The sequence below is a fragment of the Colwellia sp. MB3u-8 genome (assembly GCF_014076985.1).
Taxonomy (GTDB): Bacteria; Pseudomonadota; Gammaproteobacteria; order Enterobacterales; family Alteromonadaceae; genus Cognaticolwellia.
In genome coordinates this window covers 19,616-37,567 of sequence record NZ_JACGVA010000073.1, presented here as the reverse complement: position 1 = coordinate 37,567, position 17,952 = coordinate 19,616, and the positions used below count along the sequence as shown (strand labels likewise).

Here is a 17,952-nt window from a genome sequence, read left to right as displayed (position 1 = left end):
GTTGAAAATAGGAGCGAAAGCCTAATGCGAATTGCTGTTTACGCACTTTTATTATCTACTGTTCTTGCTGATTATAGCCTTGCTAGCACTGAGCTTAAAATACAAGCCAAGCAAAATAAACAGCTTGCTGCTATGCCTAAAAAAGAGTCTGCCCTTATGATTAATTTTACTGAGCAACAAAGCCTTGATCGTTGGCGTATTACTAATGACGGTGTCATGGGAGGTAAATCTCAAGGTCAGATTTCATTACAAGCAAACAAAGCGATATTTTCAGGTGATATATCACTAGAGAATAACGGGGGTTTCAGCTCAGTATTTCGCCCAATAGAGTCCTTAGCTAAAGCGCTTGAAACCGTAACAATAGATATTGAAGGTGATGGGCTGACTTATCAATTAAGAATGATGGTTAACCTTGACGGTTATCGTATGGCTTATAAACAGAGTTTTGATACGGTGGCAGGCCAACAAACACAACTAAGTTTTACACTGGCGCACTTTCAAGCATCATTTCGAGGCCGTGATATACCCAATGCGCCGGTACTAGAATCTGAAAATATTCGTCAAGTGGGTTTTTTAGTGACTAGAAAAGTTGCTGGCCCATTCTCTTTAGTTATTGCTAGTGTTTCTTTTAAATAAATAATTGCTTTCAACAACGGCTGATTAATTATTTATCAATGACTTAATGAAGGTTCCCTATTGATTTTTAACAAAGAAAGCTTGTTAGAAGCCTGATAGCAGCCGTGGCGAGTGTTCATCTCATTAAGCACAATGCCTACTGTAATACTATTGACTAGGCATTGTTCTAACCTTTATTCAAGACTACCAGTTAATAGATTCTCCCTGCCAATCAAGATAGCTTGCTGTTTGATCTAATGCAGTGTTCTCAACAATATCTAGCAGCTGTTTAGCGACAAACTCTGGGGTGAAAAGCTTATTAGCCGGAACATTTTTTTGAAACGGTTTTGATAATGGCGTATCAGTAGTGCCCGGATGAAAAGCGATTAGCTTGATGTTTTTCGCGCGACGGGCTAACTCTATTGATGCGGTTTTAACTATCATGTTTAATGCCGCCTTTGACGCTCGGTAACTATACCAACCCCCTAAACGATTCTCACTAATACTGCCTACTCGGGCACTAAATAGTACGAATTTGCAGGGTGACTTCCCGGTCAATAAAGGGGTTAATTTTTGTATCCACAACATTGGTGTGAGAGAATTTGCGGTCATAATTTCAATAAAGGCTTGTGCATCAATGTCTTCTAAACGTTTTTCTGGACGAATATGATCATTATGCAGTATGCCATTACAGACAAATACCCGCGTTATTGGCGCATGTTTATGCTGGGCTAATTCTGCGACCGCTTGGTCGATTGATTCTGCTTGATAGTCTTTAAGACTAATTTTTGTCACATTAGCGGCTATCAAGTCACTAGCAACAGGATTAGGCTGTGCTAAGTCTCGACTAATCAGTATTAAGCCAGTATTTTCTGAAGCTTGTATTTGCGCAGCAATGGCTTGGCCAATATCGCTATTTGCGCCGATGATCAGTGTTTGTTCGGTTATCATGACAAGTTCCTGCATTACAGTGAGTGGTTTTAATATTAAACAGTTTGGCGAGCAGTGCTGAAATTGGGTGACGATATCTAGCTAAGCCTAAATAGACCCAGTGACTGACAGTTTTAATGACCGGCCAATTAAGAGGTGCAACCCAAAAGCCTTTGCCAACTAAAGTCCATGCCCTGTGTGTAACGGCTAGCCCCAGTAATACTTGGCCGTTGTAATGGCCATGCAATATTTTCATTGCGCCATCAAAACTAACGCTAGGGTGGAGCGTAGCAAAATTGTCTTGGTGGATATCGACCAAAGTTATTAAATCGTTTTGATCATGTTTTTTTAGCTGTGCCATTTCTGTGGCACATAATGGGCAGTTACCATCATAAAATATTGTTAACATTAAATTAGCCCTAAAAGTACTATATATGGCAGTGAAGCCTTGGAAAAATATTAAAATATCAAACTGATATAGCGAGGTGATTTTTACTTTACCCTGATGCGCTTAACGTCAGATTAATGCTTAGCTCGATTAATTTTCTGCTTGGCCATCAACTGAAAGTTTTTGTTGTGATTCGTCTGGTTTTGCATAACTTACACGCGATAATCGTTTACTGGTGTGATAGCTGTCGAGCCCAGAAACCATGACGGTATTTAATGACTCAATATCAATGTAACCGTCACTTTTTATCGCGGCTTGTTCACAAAGAATATCAGTTATTTCGCCGATCACTAATACGGTATTATTAAGTTGTATCGGTACTATTTCTTTTAGCGTTAAAGCATATTTAAGTCGACTTTCTTGCACAAATGGCGCATTAACTGCGTCGATAAAATGTGGCGTTAATCCAGTTTGTTTAAATTCACACTCATCATTGCCGTAGCGAGCAGAGGTCTGATGAGCTGCTTGCCAAAAGCTTTCATTGACTTGGTTAATCGTAAATTGTTTAGTTTGCTGAATATTGCGTAACGTGTGTCGATCAACACTGTCGGGGCGTGAAATAAAACCCACTAAAGCCGGTGAAGCACCCAAGTGAAATACCGAGCTAAACATGGCCAAGTTATTGATATTTTTCTCGTCGCGAGTGCCAATAAGATTAGCACTTTTAAAGCCAGATAAGCTGTTAATAACCTGAGCTCTATAGCGAGGTTCCATATTAACCAGTTCGTCGTGATTGATAATATATTGCATTTAAGTGCTATCAAATAAGTTGCCTTGTGTACCTAGTATACGTAATTAGCTGGGTTTACGATCACTTAACGCACTTAAACTTATTAGGCTTGAACTTATCGACTTTTGTTGGTTAGACTTATCAAATTTTATTGGCTAATAGCTAGATTAATAACTAGGTTTCTCTGTGGTTATAAGCTTTATTTGCCTGTAAAAAAGCTATTAACAGTATAGCGCCATAGCACACCGCCACAGCACAGAGCCATACCTGCTGGCGCAAAATGGCGCATTATATATGCTCTGCTTTGTTAGCTATCCATACGGTTTGATAAGGAGATAATATTATTTCTTGGCTTAACTCGGTAATTTTTTCCCCCGTGATTAATTCTACCCAAGCTTGGGTAACGATCAAGTTAAGTTCGCTTAACGGCAAGGCAATAGCTTGGTCTGAGACGTTACTGACACAAAATATACTTTGTTTTCTGTTTTGGCTTTGTCGCCAAAAACCAAATAATTGTAAGCCTAAATGTAAAGTAAATTGGGTGGCGTTGGGATGAAATGCGGGTTGTTTAATACGAATATTTAACAATATTTTTAAGCTTGAAAGCACTTTTGCGTGATGCAAACTACTATCAGCCAATGCGGCCTCTAGTGCCTCTTCATGCCAACGATGGCGATTGATTGAGCGGTTATTATGCGTGTTGGCCAATTTTTTATAGTCGTTTTGTGTTCCTAGCATGCTGTGAATATAAATCCCGGGTATACCTTCAAGGGCAAACATGACGGCATGTGCACAAATAAAACGTTCAAAGTTCCATTGGTCTTTACCTGCAACCGTACCTTGTAGCGCATCATAAAGGGCAATATTCATTTCATAAGCTTTTTGCTCGCCAGTGTTTGAGGTTCGCCATGAAATTTTACCGCCAAAGCTCTCAATAGTATGAATTAAACTATCAAGCTCAGTGTCACTTAATAATCCTTCTGCTGGACGCAGACCAATGCCGTCATGTGAGGCAATAAAGTTGAAATACAGGGTGCCATCTTGTGAAGGTGGCATGCTCATTAGCCAGCGTTTTAAATATAAACAATTACCGGTCAGTAAAGTGTTTATGAGTAAGGGTGGCAATGAAAAGTTATAGATACCGTGTGCTTCATTAGCGTTACCAAAGTAGGTAAGGTTTTGGGTGTTAGGAATATTGGTTTCAGTAATGATAATTGCTTTTGGGTCTGCAGATTCAATTAAGGTGCGTAATAAGCGCACAATTTCATGAGTTTGAGGTAGGTTGATACTATCGCGGCCAACAATTTTCCATATAAAGGCAATGGCATCAAACCTAAATATTTTCACCCCGCTATCAAGATATTGTCGAATAATTGCAGCAAATGCTTTTAATACTTCGGGGTTACGAAAGTCAAAATCGACTTGGTCGTGACTAAAGGTACACCAGACAAATTTTTGCCCTTTGCCGGTGATCACTTCTTTTAGTAAGGGTGATGTCCGTGGTCGTACCACCGCAGACAAATTATCATCTAACTGCGCGGTAAAGAAAAAATCATGCCCGGTTCCTTCGCCTTTGATGAAATTATCAAACCAAGCACTGCGGCTTGAGCAATGATTAATCACCAGATCTGACATCAGTTGATAAGCTTTACTTATTTCAGTGATATCTTGCCATGATCCCAGTGATTCATTAACTGAGGAGTAGTCAATGACCGAAAAACCATCGTCAGAGCTATACGGAAAAAATGGCAATATATGTACACTGTTGATGGTGTTTTTTAGATGATTATCTAAAAATACTTTTAAAGTGTGTAACGGTAGCTGAGCTGTTTTTATGATGCTATCACCATAGGTAATTAGGACAATGTCTGCTTCTGACCAATGATTGCTAAAAGGTGTTGGCGCCAGTACTTCGCTTGGTAAGCGCATAATATCAATCAGCGCATCAGCAATATCATCCGTTGCTTGCTCAAGTACTACCTCGTGATAAATAGTTGAAAGCTGTTGAATTAACTTGTTTTTTAGCGGTTCAATTTGTGCTGGCATCGGCGACATCTTCCTTTATGTTTGATTAAATTCTGCGTTGTCTAACTCTACGGCGGTTTTTAATTGAGATAAAATATCGGGAATAGCACTCACCACACGGTTCCAAGAGGGAATAAAAGGCGTTTCCATTGGGTTTTCTAAGAAAGTGTTGCCTGCAGTTAAAATATTTTGCGCGAACATTTCTACTGCTTTTTCTTCATTATGAATATCAAGTTCCAGTCCATTCATCATCGCGTCATTGCGATAAGTTTCAACATAATCTAAAGCAATGCGATAGTAAGTTGCTTTTAAGGTTCTAAATTTTTCAGCGCTGAAGGTTTCACCTTGAGTGGCAAGTTTACGAATGAAAGCTTTGCTGATATCAATCGACATTTTTGATAGACCACCCCCGGTATTATCTAACGATAAGTCTTGATGCTTATGATCATAAGTGGCGGCAATATCCACTTGGCATAAGCGGTTTGGTGAATAGTTGCGATACATTTCAGATAATACGCCAATTTCTAACCCCCAATCACTTGGAATACGAATGTCATTTAATACATCGCGTCGAAAGGAAAATTCACCCGCTAAGGGATACAAAAAACTGTCCATATATTCGAGGTAGTCGCAATGGCCAACCGTTTTTTTCAGCGCTTTGATCAAGGGGGTGACCAACAAGCGAGAAACCCGGCCATTTATTTTTCCGTCAGCAACACGAGCATAAAACCCCTTGGCAAATTCATAGTTAAATAATGGGTTGGCCACGGGATACAGTAGTCGGTCGAGTAACTCTGTTTCATAAGTGAGAATGTCACAGTCATGTAGGGCGATGGACTCGGCTTTACCTGAGGATAAAATATAGCCCATGCAATACCAAACATTGCGGCCTTTGCCGAGCTCTTTTGGTGCTAAACCTAAGGCCTGTAATTTTGCATCTATTGCTTGTAGTCTGGGGCCATCATTCCATAACACCCTATGGTGTTGAGGTAGCTGAGAAAAAAATGACAACGCGTGTTGGTATTGCGCTAAATCTGCTCGGTCTAAGCCGATAACAATTTCAGATAGATACTTTACCTTTTTTATTTTATGAATAATATCGGGTAAAGCTTTACCCTCTAACTCGGAAAACAGCGAGGGTAAAATGAGCCCTAATGAACGTTTTTTTGAAAACGCTAGTAACTCAGCGGCCATATTTTCTGGTTTGCGCTGGGCCAAGTTATGCAATGTTGTCACCGTACCATTTTGATAGAAGTCAGCCATGATTTACCTCAGATTAAGTTGCTTGTGAACCTAGTTGTTTTGCTAAGAGTTGTTGAATTGCTTCGGCCCAGCCTTCGGGGCCATATAATTGGCTTTGACTGGTTTTGTATTGTCGATACAGTGGCGGAAAATCGTGCACCGGTGAGCGTATTTGCACAGCAATATCTGCGGCTTCTAACATGGGCGTGTCATTTTCACCATCGCCTAGGGCAATGGTGTAAACCGTGCGGCGGCTAAAATATTCGCGATATTGTTGGGTTAACCAAATAAGCGCTTGGCCTTTATCACAGTAACCACCAACATGAATAAAGCGTCCTCCTTGGACAACGCTGGCGCCTAATGCAACTAAATGTTCGATAAAGGCTTTTTTTGTGCTGTTATCACCTATCCATTGCACGGGTTCACTATAGTGTCGCTGTTTTGCCCGCTCAGCTTGCGCTAAATCTAAGCCCGTTATTTTGCACACGGCGGCGGCTGACAGGGTTGAAAAACCGTGGAAATATGGCTGAAATTTTTCACTGTGCTCGTTCAGTAACTTTAGCCAATATTGTCTTGGTAAACAGAATGATTTTACCCAATAGTTACCGATGAGTTCAGTCTCTGCCGGTTGGGTAATGAAGGTATTAATAGGGATGTAAACGGCAGCGCCATTTTCGATAATAAAGGGTGTATCAAGCTTGAGTTCAGCACGAATAATGTCTAATTCAGCCCGTGTTTTACTGCTATTTAAGATCACCGGAATCTTGGCTTTGCTTAACTGTTGCAATGTTTGACTTGCCGGCGTTGACTGATAGCTATAATGGTCAAGCAGCGTGCCGTCGAGGTCACTGAAAATAATGGTTTTTGTCGCACTCATAGATCTTCCATAAAGGGCGTTTTTGAAATGTTTCTCGCATAATCTAAGTAAAAAATAGCATCAGCAGACTGTGAAATGCTCAGGCATGCTTGCACACTCAATCGTTGAAAATATTGTGTGAAATTTAAGATACCAGCAGATTTCATTATTTTTGAATTCGGTAAACCCATATTCTTGTCTTGCAATTTTTGCTCTTGCTCTAAGCGCCATTGGTAAACACAGTCGAATGACGGTGCTTGCAGTGCTAGCCAGAAGTTCATTGTTTTATATAAAGGTTGATAGTTATTTTTAAGTTGTTGATTAACATAATGGCGCCATTCACCCTTGCTGTCATGCTTGAGCTCAAGTTCATTAACCGGGGCTTTTAATTGCTCGTCAGTTTGTGGCTTTACGCCCCAACACCAGCCTTCTAATAAAATAATGTCTGCTGGCTTGTTAACTATCGGCCACTGTGCTTCAGGATATGGTTCGTCAGTGGCTTTATTAAACCTTGGGATAGCAAAGCCTGTTTGCTGGGCTTTTAACTTTATTAAGGTACTTGCTAACATTGTCATGTCGTGCGTGCCAGGCACACCACGAGTTGCTAATAACGGGTGAATGTCATCAGCAAGCTGCTGGCGTTTTTTACCGGTGAAATAGAAGTCATCTAACGACATCACTACAATGGTTAATTGATAGGTGCTGGCTAAATATTCAGCCATAAAATCAGTCAGTGTTGACTTACCGCTACCTTGACAGCCATTAATACCGACAAAATAAGCGCCATTATTTTTTGTAAACTGACTGAATATTCGCTCGGCGAGCGGTTGGTAGTGCTCTTGTGCTGTTAGTTTAAAATTTTCTGGCAGTTTGTGCTGTTTAATGAAAGTTGAGAGCATAATTTTTACTTTAGTTAAATAGTAATATAATTATACCTTCAACTCTTATGCCATTATTTTAGTCACTAAATTTAGGCTGTAATCTATTGTAAAATAATGATTATTTTATTTTTTGTGATGAATGTTAAAAAGTGACAACGCGGCGTGAAGGGCAGTAAATGAACAATTTGCTTTATTTTGGTGCAATTAGCCACTATGCGTAACCATTGCTGCTAGCGAATACATTCGTTCAGCACAGCATTAAATATCATCCTGTTCACTGACCTCATTTTATCAGTTAGCATTGCATCACAGATAGTGGCTTTGTTTAAATAGCTAAGATAACTAAGATCATTAAGATAACTAAGCGATAAAGTCAATAATGGCGCTTTTGATATATTTGCTGCGGTTGTTTTCAAGTGAGTGTCGGTTCTGACATAAATACAGGGTTTCATTCACCGAATGTGCTAATAAATGCACCCTTATTTTTTCTGGTTTACTAAAGGCTTTTACAGCATATAAGGGTAAAACGGTAAAACCAAGTCCGCGGCTAACCGGTTCAAGAATTAAGCTAATTTGATTAGAAAACCCTTGGTGCTCAAATTGGCTAATGTGTTTAAATTGAGCATAGTTTTTACTGAGCAGCGCTTGTGCATGTTGCTCACCGTCAGGATGGTCGATAAAGCCTAGTGTGGTTAGTGTTTGCCAAGTGATGGTACTTACTGTATTTGCGGTGACTAGCACCAGTGGCTCAACCGCAACTTTTTGGCTGATAATAGTGGCCGCCTTACTCAGCTCAGTGAGCAAGCCAATATCGATTTTACGCTCAGTTAAGTCTTGCTCAATATTTTTATTCGGCGCAAATTTGTAGTCGATGGCTAATTGCCTGTGCTGTTGTTGAATATCGAGCATATAAGGATAGAGCTTTAAGCCAATACTGCCCGGCGAGGCAATTTTTACTGTACCTATGTAAGGATCATCTTGTTGGATTGATTTTTCTAACTCTGCTGAGCTTTGCAATAAGCTTTGTCCTTGTTGATGCAATTTTATGCCGGCGTCGGTAAGCGAAAAAGACTTGCCTTCGCGCATCAGTAACAAGGTGTTTAGCTGTTGTTCTAGCTTTTTTACTTGTTGACTAACCCCAGACTGCGTCATAAAAAGCTGGTCAGCCGTTCTAGTGAAGTGGCCAACATCAACCAGTGTGCAAAAAGTTTTTAACCAAACAAGATTAATCATAACAAAACGTACTTAACTTCATAACTAATGATAATTTTTTATAATTTATAACATTGTCTATACTTTGTCCATCACATTAAAAGAAGTTATTAAAAGAGGTTATTAACATGAGCAAAGCCTATCCAAGAACATTTTCACATATTGGTATTTCAGTACCAAGCGTAGAAAAAGCCGTTAAGTTTTATACTGAGGTTTTAGGTTGGTATTTAATTATGGCGCCGACAGAGGTTATTGAAGACGACAGCGCCATTGGCGTAATGTGTACTGATGTTTTTGGTGCTAATTGGGATAAATTCAAAATTGCCCATATGTCGACTGGCGATCGTATTGGCGTGGAGTTATTTGAATTTAAAAATCAGCAAAATCCAGAAAATAACTTTGAATATTGGAAAACGGGTATCTTTCACTTTTGCGTGCAAGATCCAAATCTTGAAGAGTTAGTTGAGAAAATAGTCGCTGCCGGTGGTAAAAAACGTATGGCAGAGCCACGTTACTATTACCCAGGTGAAAAACCTTACCGTATGATTTATATGGAAGACCCTTTTGGTAATATCCTTGAAATTTATAGCCATAGTTATGAATTAACCTATGCTCAAGGCGCTTATCAATAATCAGTGTTTCTAGTGTATAGCCTTTCACTTTTAGCTTAGCTCCCTGTCGGTAAGCCGAGAAAGGGGCATTTTGAAGTGGAACGGTTATATAAGGTCAATCATATTGAACTTTATGTCTATTTAACTCGTATATGTTGTTAATAAAGGTATACGATTAATACGAGAAATAGACTAATGGAGGTTTATGATACAATCAAGTTCAATACCTTCTTCAGAGCCCATTATTATCGCTGTTGCAGGTGCTACCCATTATTTAGTAGGGGTTATCGACTCAAGTGATAACTTTGTTGGATTAGGAGAAGACTCGGTAGAAGTTGTTAATTCTATCGTCGAAGCAAAAGCGTATTTAAGAGGCAACAATATATTTTCTGCACTGCTTGAGATAGACAGTGCTTTTGATGAAATGTGTGGCCAATCAAAGAAAAGCCGTTACCGTCAGAGGATCTTGTGCTAATGATGAAAAATAATACTGTCGCCTTAAGTGATTTATTACAGGTGTTTAATTTAGTCACCACCCAAGGTAGCAAAACTGAGGGTAATTATGAGTATCAAGGTATAACCGCTTGGCATGACTTCGATGGTTATACCTGTTTTTTAGGCTATAAAGACTTAACCTTAACCTTGTTGTTTCATGGTCGTTATACTTTTGATTTCGAGCAGCAAGAAACTTTAGATGTGTTCTTATCTAAGGTAAATAAATTATTGCTTGCAAAAGCATGAACAGAGTAAATCCAAAAGTATTGCTGCATAGTAAGTGGACCAAGGTGAGTGTTGAAAACCGAGAAAAGCACTTTGTTATCACTGAGGTGGAATTTGATGAGCAGAAAAATGTTATTGAGTGTCTTATCACAGCTGTTATTAATCATAATGAATACTCAATAAACTGGCGAGATTTAAAACAGCCTACGCTCTGGCGCTTTGGCTGGCAGTAAGTCTTGGCAGACAGATGAGTTGAAGCTTTATTTTTTCATTTTTACTTATATTAATTAAAATCTTAAAACCAAAAAAATATTAAATCAACCATATGAGTCACTCATCTGATTAAGCGAGTGATCACAATACCAATATCTGCTGATCAACTTCAGTACCGTCGCCTTGACCATTTTAACTCAAGTCTATTGCTAGCTTTAGTATTTTATAGTGGCGTTAAGTTTTCTGTTCATTTCTGATCCTATACATCTGTGCCTATATAACTGAATTTATACATTTGACTCGGCTAAGTACACCACAAGAGAACCGCAATGATATGCATTATGACCACTAGCGTAGTCAGGTACAGCCGCATGCATAAATAAGACTTGTGTTCAGTTTTAGCGGCATCAAAGTAGTATTCACAGCATAAAATCGCTGGGTAAATCACCGCCAATATCACCAGTGCTAGATAGTTAGGTAATAACAGGGAAAAAAAAGCAAGTAAACTGAATATGTTACTGCAGAGCTGTAATTTAATACTTAATTTATCATTGTGCTTGCGCCACAGTGTGCCAGCAATAAAGCTTAAGATGATGGCGCTGTAAAATATAAATACCTGCTCGGCGGCGATATTAAATAATGCAGGACTGAACTTTTCAAATACCAGTGCTAGTACGAAGGGAGCTAATCCTAAATAACCTAAGATTTGTTGCATTTGCATAGTAAGCTCTTTTCAATATTTATTGCTCAGCATACGAAATTTTTTAGCATATAGATCATAAAAAACCTGAGTAGACTAATCCTGTTTACAGTTTATTACGTATGATTGACTGAGTTTGCATAAAGGCAACGTTATGAGAATAAAGTTATGGAGAATAAAGTGATGAAAATTAAATCTCCACTTTGGAATTTAGTCGCTTTCAATCTTGCTTGGTTTGGTTTGGTTTTTATTGGCGATTTATTTATTCCGATTGCAGCCACTTTGTTTGGCGCACAGCTTTGGTATTTTAAGAGCACTACAAACGAAATATTATTAATCTGCTTAGTGGCAACACTTGGTATTTGCTTAGACCTTGCTTTAGTTTATTCAGGTATTTTTATTTTTCCAAGTACCGGCGGTATTCCTTTTTGGCTTATTACCTTGTGGATTATTTTCGCTAGTACCATACGCCATAGTTTAGCTTTTCTAGCCCATTCTAAGTTACTACAGTTTGTTGTTGGCGCCATATCAGCACCACTAAGTTATCTGGCCGGGGCAAAATTAGCCGTGGTTGATTTAGGGCTATCAGTAGGGTCTAGTTATTTATTACTGGCCTGTTTGTGGGGTCCGTTCATGGTATTTATGTTTGCGCTAAGTGGTTGGTTACTGGTAAAGGAAAAAAGTTATGTTGGTTAATGTCAATCTTATGTCTACGCTTACCCTATTCGTCTGCCTATTTTCTTTAAATGCGCTAGCGAATAACCCGATTAAAGGTGTTACCCCTAGTGAAGTGGCAACCGTCAGTGATGAAGGTTTGATGAAGTGTCAAGTTTCTGAACAAGCTAGTATTATCGCTAACGACTTAACAAAGCTGACTACCGAGCAGCACTTTACTTTATTGGGTAAAGCCAAGTTTTCGGTGTTGTTTTGGGATATTTATGAAAGCTCGTTATTCACCACCGACGGCCAACGACCCTTTAGTAATCTATGTCAGCATGCCTTATTTGAAATACATTACTTACGCGACATCAGTAAAAAAGAATTAATAGATAACACAATATCGCAATGGCAACACTTATCGCTTAATGAAAATGAATATCTAGCTTTTCTGCCTTTACTAGAAAAAATATGGCTAGATATTAATGCTGGAGATCGCTTGTCGATGTTAAGCCAAAAAGGGACAAGCGCATTCTATTTGAATAGGCAAAAAATAGGTGAAATTGAAAGTTTAACTTTTGCCAAAACATTTCTTAGTATTTGGTTAGATGAAAACACCAGCGAACCTAAACTACGACAACAGCTATTGGGGAATAATATATGAATAAACAGGCTAAATTGGCGGCACTTTTTTGCTTGGTTTTTGTACTTTCAAGCTGTACAACAAAATTAGAAGATTACCAGGCTACTGCTCCTCAACTCGATATACAGCAATATTTTTCTGGCAAGTCGATAGCTTGGGGCATGGTACAAGATTACAGCAGTAAAGTGACTCGGCGTTTTTGTGTTGAGCTTGATGGCCAATGGCAAGGTGACGAAGGTGTGTTAAAAGAAGTATTTTACTTTGCTGATGGTGAAGTCACTTTTCGTAACTGGCAGCTAACAAAGTTAAAGGAAGGTAAATACTTGGGTAGTGCTGGAGATGTTGTTGGTAAAGCTGTCGGTCAACAAATGGGTTTTGCCTTTCAATGGCAATATGACTTACTAGTACCCATAGACGGTGAAGAAATCCAATTGTCACTTGACGATTGGATGTATCGAATTGATGAGTACCGAGTATTTAACCGAACAAAAATGAAGAAATTTGGTGTTACTGTGGCTGAAATCACTTTATTTTTTGATAAAGAATTACCGGTAAAAAGCTGTCAATAAAGCCTTGAATGCATCCTTGTAGCTGGCGTTGACTATCTGGAAAAATTACTGTGTGACCCTTTGCCCCTTGATGGGGCTTTTTTTTTGCTCATTGCTTTGATCGTTTTTTGCTTTTACAACGTACAACTCTGCAATATTGATAAAGATTATTGCTCGTTGTATTGCCTGTTTGACTCTTTGCCCCTCTGACTCTTGATGGGGCTTTTTTTTTGCTCATTGCTTTGATCGTCTTTTGCTTTTATAACGTATAACTAGCATCAATCCATTAAAATTAGTTACCCTAAACCTATGCCAACTATTAATTTGCCTATTTTCCCATTGCCAATATTTTTGTTACCTCGAGGGGTAACCCGATTGCGTATTTTTGAAGTACGTTATTTAAAAATGGTCTCTCTAGCAATGAAAAACCAAGGCTTTGTTATTTTTTCGCATGACAGGGATGAAAAAGCTGAACCTATGTCAGTCGGCAGCTGGGTCGAAATTATTAACTTTGACCAAGGTGAAGACGGGGTATTACTGATTGACGTACGCTGTAAGTGCTTAGTCAATATCAAGGCGATTACCCAAGACACAGATAAACTGCATTACGGCGATGTCACCGCTAAAATCCATTGGCCTGATATCAGTCTAGATAAAACCACCGACAAACTGGCTAAGTCATTAAGTAAAGTGTTTATCGACAATGCTGAGTTAAATGCCTTATATCCAAAGCAACATTTTGATCAAGGTGATTGGGTGGTAGCGCGCTGGTTAGAATTGATACCGGTTAAACTTGCTGAAAAAAGTTTGTTCGTCGACAAAGATTCGTATAGCCAAGCGAAAGAACTGTTACAGCGTATTATTTTATCTGAGTAGAAAAGATAAAAATAATGTGATCTAGACCTATTTCTGTTGCGTATAAAGATTATATGTTAAAAAATAGGTAAGAATTATGCTGTCAGTGCATTCAGTGTTGCCAAGTCTTAAGGCAAATGCTACATCTAATAACATGACTAATAAAATCAATCATCCAGAACTTTGTCAATGGCTAAAATCAATCGCCATTGATAGAGACAAACAAGCATTTACTCAAGTGTTTAAATTTTTTGCACCCAAAATACAGCGTATTGCGCAAAGTAAAATCAATAGTGAAGCACTTGCTGCAGAAGTGGTTCAAGACACTATGAGTAATGTCTGGCGTAAGGCGCATTTATTTGATGATAGTAAAGGGGCTGCTACTACTTGGGTTTATACCATCATGCGTAATGTTACCTTTGATCTATTACGTAAAATGAAAGCCAATAAAGAAGACAATCTCAGTGACGATATATGGCCGCTTGCTGAATTGGCAAACACTGAAGAAGAAGTGTTTACTGACCATATTCAAAGTCGAAATTTACAAGGCATAATTGCCACGCTGCCAGAAAACCAACAACAGGTAGTGAAAGGTTTCTATTTTATGGAAATGTCACAAGAGCAGCTTGCTGTTCATCTTAATTTACCACTGGGCACAATAAAATCACGACTTAGGCTTGCACTTGGCAAGCTTAAGTTGAAAATAGGAGACCACCATGATTAAACACCACCCTAAATTTGAGTTGTTACAAGGTTTTGTGGATGGTGACTTACCCGCTTCACTTGCTGCCGGTATAGCGATACATACTGACATGTGTGCCTTTTGCCAACAGCAAGTAGGCCAACTAACAGAACAAGTTGCAGAGGCCAGTTTTGAGCAGAGTTTTCATCATAAAATTACGCTTAATGATGAGGATAAGTTAACGGAAATCGCCGAAATGGACTTTGATGATATTATTAACCAGATTACCGCCTCTGATGACGTTGAACCCACAAAAGCCTTTTATGATGAACGTTCAATTGACTTTAAAGGTACGCAGTACATTTTACCCAGTGCCCTGCGCAATATTGAGTTAGGTAAAACTGCACAAATAGGTAAATTATCACGCGCACGGTTAAATTTAGGCGAAGGTGAAATTCATACTAATTTATTGCATATAGGGCCTGGTGGTTCGATACCTGAACACACCCATAAAGGTTTTGAGCTCACACTATTACTAGCCGGTACCTTTGCTGATGCACAAGGTCAATACGTGGCAGGTGATTTTATTATGCTTGATAAACGCGATCAGCATCAGCCAGCTACTGAGCATGGTTGCCTTTGTTATACCGTTGCTAATGACGCACTACACTTTACCCAAGGTATAAATAAGTTACTGAACCCTATTGGTGCTTTCATTTACTAATTGAGCTGGCTATGTATAAAGAATTCGAAAAAGCAGATGTTATTATTGGCATTAGTGCATGCTTAATAGGTGAAAAAGTGAGGTTTGATGCCAGTAACAAACCGTCAAATTTTTGCATAAAAGAACTTGGTCAGCATGTTACTTTTAAAGCCTACTGCCCTGAAGTGGCGGTTGGCCTACCCGTACCTAGGCCCACTATACGTTTGATTAAAGATGATCAAATGATAAAAGTGTCGCGTCCAGATGGCTCGGGTGATGTAACGAGCGCAATAAAAGCTTATGGTAAAAAAATAGCAGCCATGTCTAAAAACCTCAGTGGTTATGTGTTTTGTGCTAAAAGTCCAACTTGCGGCATGGAACGCGTTAAAGTGTATTCACCTACCGGCAATCAGCTACAAGTCCAAGGGGTCGGGGTTTTTTCACGAGAGATCATGAAAGCCAATCCGCTGTTACCCTGTGAAGAAAATGGCCGTTTGAATGACCCCATTATCCGAGAAAACTTTGTGGCCCGCGTATTCGCTTATCGCCATTGGTTAGCATTGGTTGAATCGGGCATCACTAAGCATAAATTGACCAGTTTTCATGCCCAATATAAGTATACCTTAATGAGTCATGACTTTGTTGCGAGCAAGCAATTAGGGCGTTTGTTAGCCAGTGCTGATATTGCGCTTGAGCAAATGGCTGAGCAATATATCTCTGGTTTAATGGCCGCATTAACGCTTAAAGCAACACGTAAAAACCATGCTAATACGCTATCGCACATTCAAGGCTATTTTTCTAAACACTTAGATCAAATGCAGCGTAAAGAGTTATCTGCACAAATTGATGCTTACCGTTCAGGCTTAATGCCATTAGTGGTGCCATTGACCTTGATTAAGCATTATTTATTAGCGCACCCTAAGCCTTATCTAGCTCAACAGTCTTACTTGAATCCCTATCCTGAGTCGTTAAAACTCAGATACGGTTATTAATACCCATTTCATTAATTAGGTGGTCTACTTTATAGGCAGGAAAAATGGCCAAATATAAGGCATTTATTTAATAACTAGTTATTCTAATTATTAAATAAATAACGCAGTAGTGGGTTATTTTAACCAGTAAAAATGATCAGATAATGAGTGAGATTGGTATAACATAGTTAATTATTAAGGAACGTCCTTGTTACTTTGGTTTCGCAACGATATAAGAATTCACGATAATCCCGCCTTAGATTATTTCCTTGAACAAAATAAGGGTGCTGAAACAGCTCAGGCGATCTTTTTTGTCAGTGAAAAACAGTGGTCAGCTCATGATTGGTCAACAATAAAAATTGATTTTATAAAACGTCATGTCAATGCACTCGCCGAGCAGCTATTACCTTTAAATGTTAGTTTGCAGGTTGTTCATTGTGATGATTTTTCTGAGCAAATTTCATTTTTAAAAAATTATTGCCAGCAACATAATGTTAGTGAAGTGGTGGCTAATAAAGAGTTAGAAGTTAATGAAAACCAACGCGATAAGTCTTGTCTTGAGCAAGGTATTCCACTACGCATGTTTGAAAGTGATGTTATCGTTGAAAAAGGTAAAGTGCTAAATAAAAGTGGTGAAATGTATAAGGTGTTTACCCCTTTTAAACGCGCTTGGTTAACTTATGTAAAACAGCATAGTTTTCCTTACCTTGGTAAGCCTAGCCCTAAAGATTCAACCACGTCAAGCAGCCAAGTACCGCTGACATTAAACACGCCTTTACACTGTTCTAATGAATCGGCGGCATGGCCTTTGGCTGAACAAGTTGAACAACAAGTTATTCCTGACTTTTACCGATATAAAGTGGCGGGTTACGGACAAAAACGTGATTTTCCCGCCATTAAAGCAACCTCGGGCTTATCACCTTATCTAGCGATAGGTGCTATCAGTCCACGCTATTTACTGCTGTTATTTATCCAACGTTTTCCTGATATTTTAGTCGCGTCAGACAGTGAGGAATTTACCTGGCTAAATGAGCTAATATGGCGAGAGTTTTATCGAAATTTAGTTTTTCATCAACAGAGTTTATCTAAACATCAATGCTTTAATCCTAAATATCGCACTATGATTTGGCCTAATGACCCCGAGCTATTCGAGAAATGGTGTCAAGGCAAAACTGGCTATCCTTTGGTTGATGCCGCCATGAGGCAACTTAATCAAACAGGCTGGATGCATAATCGACTGCGAATGGTGGTAGCGAGTTTTTTGACTAAGCATTTACTCATTGATTGGCGCTGGGGAGAAAAATACTTTATGCAGCAACTTATTGATGGTGATCTTGCGGCTAATAACGGTGGTTGGCAATGGGCGGCAAGTACCGGTTGTGATGCACAGCCTTATTTTCGTGTATTTAACCCGATTAGACAAAGCGAAAGGTTTGATCCAAAAGGCACCTTTATTCGTAAATATATACCAGAGCTGGCGAAATTACCTGATAAAGAGATCCATTTTCCACACCAATATATGACTAAAGAAAAGTTATCATCCTATTGGCCAGCCATAGTAGATCACAAGCAAGCTAGGTTAGCTGCTCTTGAATTTTATAGGGTGTGATCGTTATTAGGTTATCTAAGTGAGTTATTTTAAGGGCTTAACTATCGAATAACATGGCTAAGTTAAGCGACTTACTTACACAGATGTAGGTATTAATCTTT

Annotated in this window: 22 protein-coding genes; 13 read left to right on the top strand and 9 right to left on the bottom strand. The window is 39.0% G+C overall.

From position 1 onward, the window contains the following. The first annotated feature begins 24 nt into the window (after positions 1-24). Positions 25-636 (top strand): CIA30 family protein, encoded by a 612-nt coding sequence (locus H4J54_RS17065; protein WP_259367051.1) that lies wholly within the window; start codon positions 25-27, stop codon positions 634-636. Positions 637-819: 183 nt separating this feature from the next. Here H4J54_RS17065 and H4J54_RS17060 read toward each other — a convergent pair whose 3' ends face one another. The 8 genes from H4J54_RS17060 to H4J54_RS17025 all read right to left on the bottom strand — a co-directional run bounded on the left by H4J54_RS17060 (position 820) and on the right by H4J54_RS17025 (position 8,960). Further along, positions 820-1,566, bottom strand: a complete 747-nt coding sequence (locus H4J54_RS17060) for an SDR family NAD(P)-dependent oxidoreductase (protein WP_182192198.1) — start codon at positions 1,564-1,566, stop codon at positions 820-822. Next, entirely contained in the window at positions 1,529-1,954 is a 426-nt protein-coding gene (locus tag H4J54_RS17055; RefSeq protein ID WP_182192197.1) for a thiol-disulfide oxidoreductase DCC family protein, read from the bottom strand. Before H4J54_RS17055 ends, H4J54_RS17060 begins: the two co-directional genes overlap by 38 nt. A gap of 129 nt (positions 1,955-2,083) precedes the next feature. Beyond that, positions 2,084-2,743, bottom strand: coding sequence for a flavin reductase family protein (locus H4J54_RS17050; RefSeq protein WP_182192196.1), 660 nt, complete (start codon positions 2,741-2,743; stop codon positions 2,084-2,086). Positions 2,744-3,011: 268 nt separating this feature from the next. Beyond that, positions 3,012-4,769: an alpha-amylase family glycosyl hydrolase gene (locus tag H4J54_RS17045; protein ID WP_259367050.1), complete on the bottom strand. Its 1,758-nt coding sequence runs from the start codon at positions 4,767-4,769 to the stop codon at positions 3,012-3,014. 15 nt (positions 4,770-4,784) lie between these two features. Beyond that, positions 4,785-6,011: a glycosyl transferase gene (locus tag H4J54_RS17040; RefSeq protein ID WP_182192194.1), complete on the bottom strand. Its 1,227-nt coding sequence runs from the start codon at positions 6,009-6,011 to the stop codon at positions 4,785-4,787. 13 nt (positions 6,012-6,024) lie between these two features. Then, the gene (locus H4J54_RS17035) at positions 6,025-6,867 is read right to left on the bottom strand and encodes an HAD-IIB family hydrolase (RefSeq protein ID WP_182192193.1); all 843 of its coding nucleotides are present in this window, start codon (positions 6,865-6,867) and stop codon (positions 6,025-6,027) included. After that, entirely contained in the window at positions 6,864-7,745 is an 882-nt protein-coding gene (locus H4J54_RS17030; RefSeq protein ID WP_182192192.1) for a kinase, read from the bottom strand. Before H4J54_RS17030 ends, H4J54_RS17035 begins: the two co-directional genes overlap by 4 nt. Before the next feature lie 342 nt (positions 7,746-8,087). Beyond that, a complete protein-coding gene (locus H4J54_RS17025; RefSeq protein ID WP_182192191.1) occupies positions 8,088-8,960 on the bottom strand; it encodes a LysR family transcriptional regulator in 873 nt (290 codons plus the stop codon). Positions 8,961-9,067: 107 nt separating this feature from the next. On the opposite strand from H4J54_RS17025, the gene H4J54_RS17020 reads away from it, so the two are divergent. The 4 genes from H4J54_RS17020 to H4J54_RS17005 all read left to right on the top strand — a co-directional run bounded on the left by H4J54_RS17020 (position 9,068) and on the right by H4J54_RS17005 (position 10,503). Further along, a complete protein-coding gene (locus H4J54_RS17020; protein ID WP_182137349.1) occupies positions 9,068-9,571 on the top strand; it encodes a lactoylglutathione lyase family protein in 504 nt (167 codons plus the stop codon). A gap of 184 nt (positions 9,572-9,755) precedes the next feature. Then, positions 9,756-10,025: a DUF6482 family protein gene (locus H4J54_RS17015; RefSeq protein WP_182137350.1), complete on the top strand. Its 270-nt coding sequence runs from the start codon at positions 9,756-9,758 to the stop codon at positions 10,023-10,025. Continuing rightward, positions 10,025-10,291: a DUF3081 domain-containing protein gene (locus H4J54_RS17010; protein WP_259363392.1), complete on the top strand. Its 267-nt coding sequence runs from the start codon at positions 10,025-10,027 to the stop codon at positions 10,289-10,291. Before H4J54_RS17015 ends, H4J54_RS17010 begins: the two co-directional genes overlap by 1 nt. Next, positions 10,288-10,503, top strand: a complete 216-nt coding sequence (locus tag H4J54_RS17005) for a TIGR02450 family Trp-rich protein (protein WP_182137351.1) — start codon at positions 10,288-10,290, stop codon at positions 10,501-10,503. The genes H4J54_RS17010 and H4J54_RS17005 overlap by 4 nt, the downstream gene beginning before the upstream one ends. A 284-nt stretch (positions 10,504-10,787) precedes the next feature. Here the strand turns inward: H4J54_RS17005 and H4J54_RS17000 are convergent, their stop codons facing one another. Then, complete coding sequence (locus tag H4J54_RS17000) at positions 10,788-11,204, bottom strand: DUF3429 domain-containing protein (protein WP_182192190.1); 417 nt, start codon at positions 11,202-11,204, stop codon at positions 10,788-10,790. Between the two features lie 162 nt (positions 11,205-11,366). Between H4J54_RS17000 and H4J54_RS16995 the strand changes: the two genes are divergently transcribed. The 8 genes from H4J54_RS16995 (at position 11,367) to phrB (ending at position 17,851) form a co-directional block, all read left to right on the top strand. Continuing rightward, positions 11,367-11,879 (top strand): DUF2878 domain-containing protein, encoded by a 513-nt coding sequence (locus H4J54_RS16995; protein ID WP_182192189.1) that lies wholly within the window; start codon positions 11,367-11,369, stop codon positions 11,877-11,879. Continuing rightward, on the top strand, positions 11,869-12,504 hold the full coding sequence (locus tag H4J54_RS16990) for a chalcone isomerase family protein (RefSeq protein WP_182192188.1): 636 nt from the start codon (positions 11,869-11,871) through the stop codon (positions 12,502-12,504). Before H4J54_RS16995 ends, H4J54_RS16990 begins: the two co-directional genes overlap by 11 nt. Beyond that, entirely contained in the window at positions 12,501-13,052 is a 552-nt protein-coding gene (locus H4J54_RS16985; RefSeq protein WP_182192187.1) for a DUF3833 domain-containing protein, read from the top strand. Before H4J54_RS16990 ends, H4J54_RS16985 begins: the two co-directional genes overlap by 4 nt. Positions 13,053-13,340: 288 nt before the next feature. Beyond that, complete coding sequence (locus H4J54_RS16980) at positions 13,341-13,907, top strand: LON peptidase substrate-binding domain-containing protein (protein ID WP_182192186.1); 567 nt, start codon at positions 13,341-13,343, stop codon at positions 13,905-13,907. Between the two features lie 85 nt (positions 13,908-13,992). Then, a complete protein-coding gene (locus H4J54_RS16975) occupies positions 13,993-14,610 on the top strand; it encodes a sigma-70 family RNA polymerase sigma factor (RefSeq protein WP_404851923.1) in 618 nt (205 codons plus the stop codon). Then, on the top strand, positions 14,603-15,292 hold the full coding sequence (locus H4J54_RS16970; RefSeq protein ID WP_182192184.1) for a ChrR family anti-sigma-E factor: 690 nt from the start codon (positions 14,603-14,605) through the stop codon (positions 15,290-15,292). The genes H4J54_RS16975 and H4J54_RS16970 overlap by 8 nt, the downstream gene beginning before the upstream one ends. Before the next feature lie 11 nt (positions 15,293-15,303). Then, positions 15,304-16,263, top strand: coding sequence for a DUF523 and DUF1722 domain-containing protein (locus H4J54_RS16965; protein ID WP_182192183.1), 960 nt, complete (start codon positions 15,304-15,306; stop codon positions 16,261-16,263). Between the two features lie 187 nt (positions 16,264-16,450). After that, positions 16,451-17,851 carry a deoxyribodipyrimidine photo-lyase gene (gene phrB / locus H4J54_RS16960; RefSeq protein WP_182192182.1) on the top strand — a complete coding sequence of 467 codons (1,401 nt, stop codon included), beginning with the start codon at positions 16,451-16,453 and terminating at the stop codon, positions 17,849-17,851. Positions 17,852-17,952: the final 101 nt, after the last annotated feature.

What these genes read in the sequence shown, in the direction of transcription:
- H4J54_RS17065 (WP_259367051.1), top strand. Translation starts at nt 25, where the DNA reads ATGCGAATTGCTGTTTACGCACTTTTATTATCTACTGTTCTTGCTGAT.
- H4J54_RS17060 (WP_182192198.1), bottom strand. Translation starts at nt 1,566, where the DNA reads ATGATAACCGAACAAACACTGATCATCGGCGCAAATAGCGATATTGGC.
- H4J54_RS17055 (WP_182192197.1), bottom strand. Translation starts at nt 1,954, where the DNA reads ATGTTAACAATATTTTATGATGGTAACTGCCCATTATGTGCCACAGAA.
- H4J54_RS17050 (WP_182192196.1), bottom strand. Translation starts at nt 2,743, where the DNA reads ATGCAATATATTATCAATCACGACGAACTGGTTAATATGGAACCTCGC.
- H4J54_RS17045 (WP_259367050.1), bottom strand. Translation starts at nt 4,769, where the DNA reads ATGCCAGCACAAATTGAACCGCTAAAAAACAAGTTAATTCAACAGCTT.
- H4J54_RS17040 (WP_182192194.1), bottom strand. Translation starts at nt 6,011, where the DNA reads ATGGCTGACTTCTATCAAAATGGTACGGTGACAACATTGCATAACTTG.
- H4J54_RS17035 (WP_182192193.1), bottom strand. Translation starts at nt 6,867, where the DNA reads ATGAGTGCGACAAAAACCATTATTTTCAGTGACCTCGACGGCACGCTG.
- H4J54_RS17030 (WP_182192192.1), bottom strand. Translation starts at nt 7,745, where the DNA reads ATGCTCTCAACTTTCATTAAACAGCACAAACTGCCAGAAAATTTTAAA.
- H4J54_RS17025 (WP_182192191.1), bottom strand. Translation starts at nt 8,960, where the DNA reads ATGATTAATCTTGTTTGGTTAAAAACTTTTTGCACACTGGTTGATGTT.
- H4J54_RS17020 (WP_182137349.1), top strand. Translation starts at nt 9,068, where the DNA reads ATGAGCAAAGCCTATCCAAGAACATTTTCACATATTGGTATTTCAGTA.
- H4J54_RS17015 (WP_182137350.1), top strand. Translation starts at nt 9,756, where the DNA reads ATGATACAATCAAGTTCAATACCTTCTTCAGAGCCCATTATTATCGCT.
- H4J54_RS17010 (WP_259363392.1), top strand. Translation starts at nt 10,025, where the DNA reads ATGATGAAAAATAATACTGTCGCCTTAAGTGATTTATTACAGGTGTTT.
- H4J54_RS17005 (WP_182137351.1), top strand. Translation starts at nt 10,288, where the DNA reads ATGAACAGAGTAAATCCAAAAGTATTGCTGCATAGTAAGTGGACCAAG.
- H4J54_RS17000 (WP_182192190.1), bottom strand. Translation starts at nt 11,204, where the DNA reads ATGCAAATGCAACAAATCTTAGGTTATTTAGGATTAGCTCCCTTCGTA.
- H4J54_RS16995 (WP_182192189.1), top strand. Translation starts at nt 11,367, where the DNA reads ATGAAAATTAAATCTCCACTTTGGAATTTAGTCGCTTTCAATCTTGCT.
- H4J54_RS16990 (WP_182192188.1), top strand. Translation starts at nt 11,869, where the DNA reads ATGTTGGTTAATGTCAATCTTATGTCTACGCTTACCCTATTCGTCTGC.
- H4J54_RS16985 (WP_182192187.1), top strand. Translation starts at nt 12,501, where the DNA reads ATGAATAAACAGGCTAAATTGGCGGCACTTTTTTGCTTGGTTTTTGTA.
- H4J54_RS16980 (WP_182192186.1), top strand. Translation starts at nt 13,341, where the DNA reads ATGCCAACTATTAATTTGCCTATTTTCCCATTGCCAATATTTTTGTTA.
- H4J54_RS16970 (WP_182192184.1), top strand. Translation starts at nt 14,603, where the DNA reads ATGATTAAACACCACCCTAAATTTGAGTTGTTACAAGGTTTTGTGGAT.
- H4J54_RS16965 (WP_182192183.1), top strand. Translation starts at nt 15,304, where the DNA reads ATGTATAAAGAATTCGAAAAAGCAGATGTTATTATTGGCATTAGTGCA.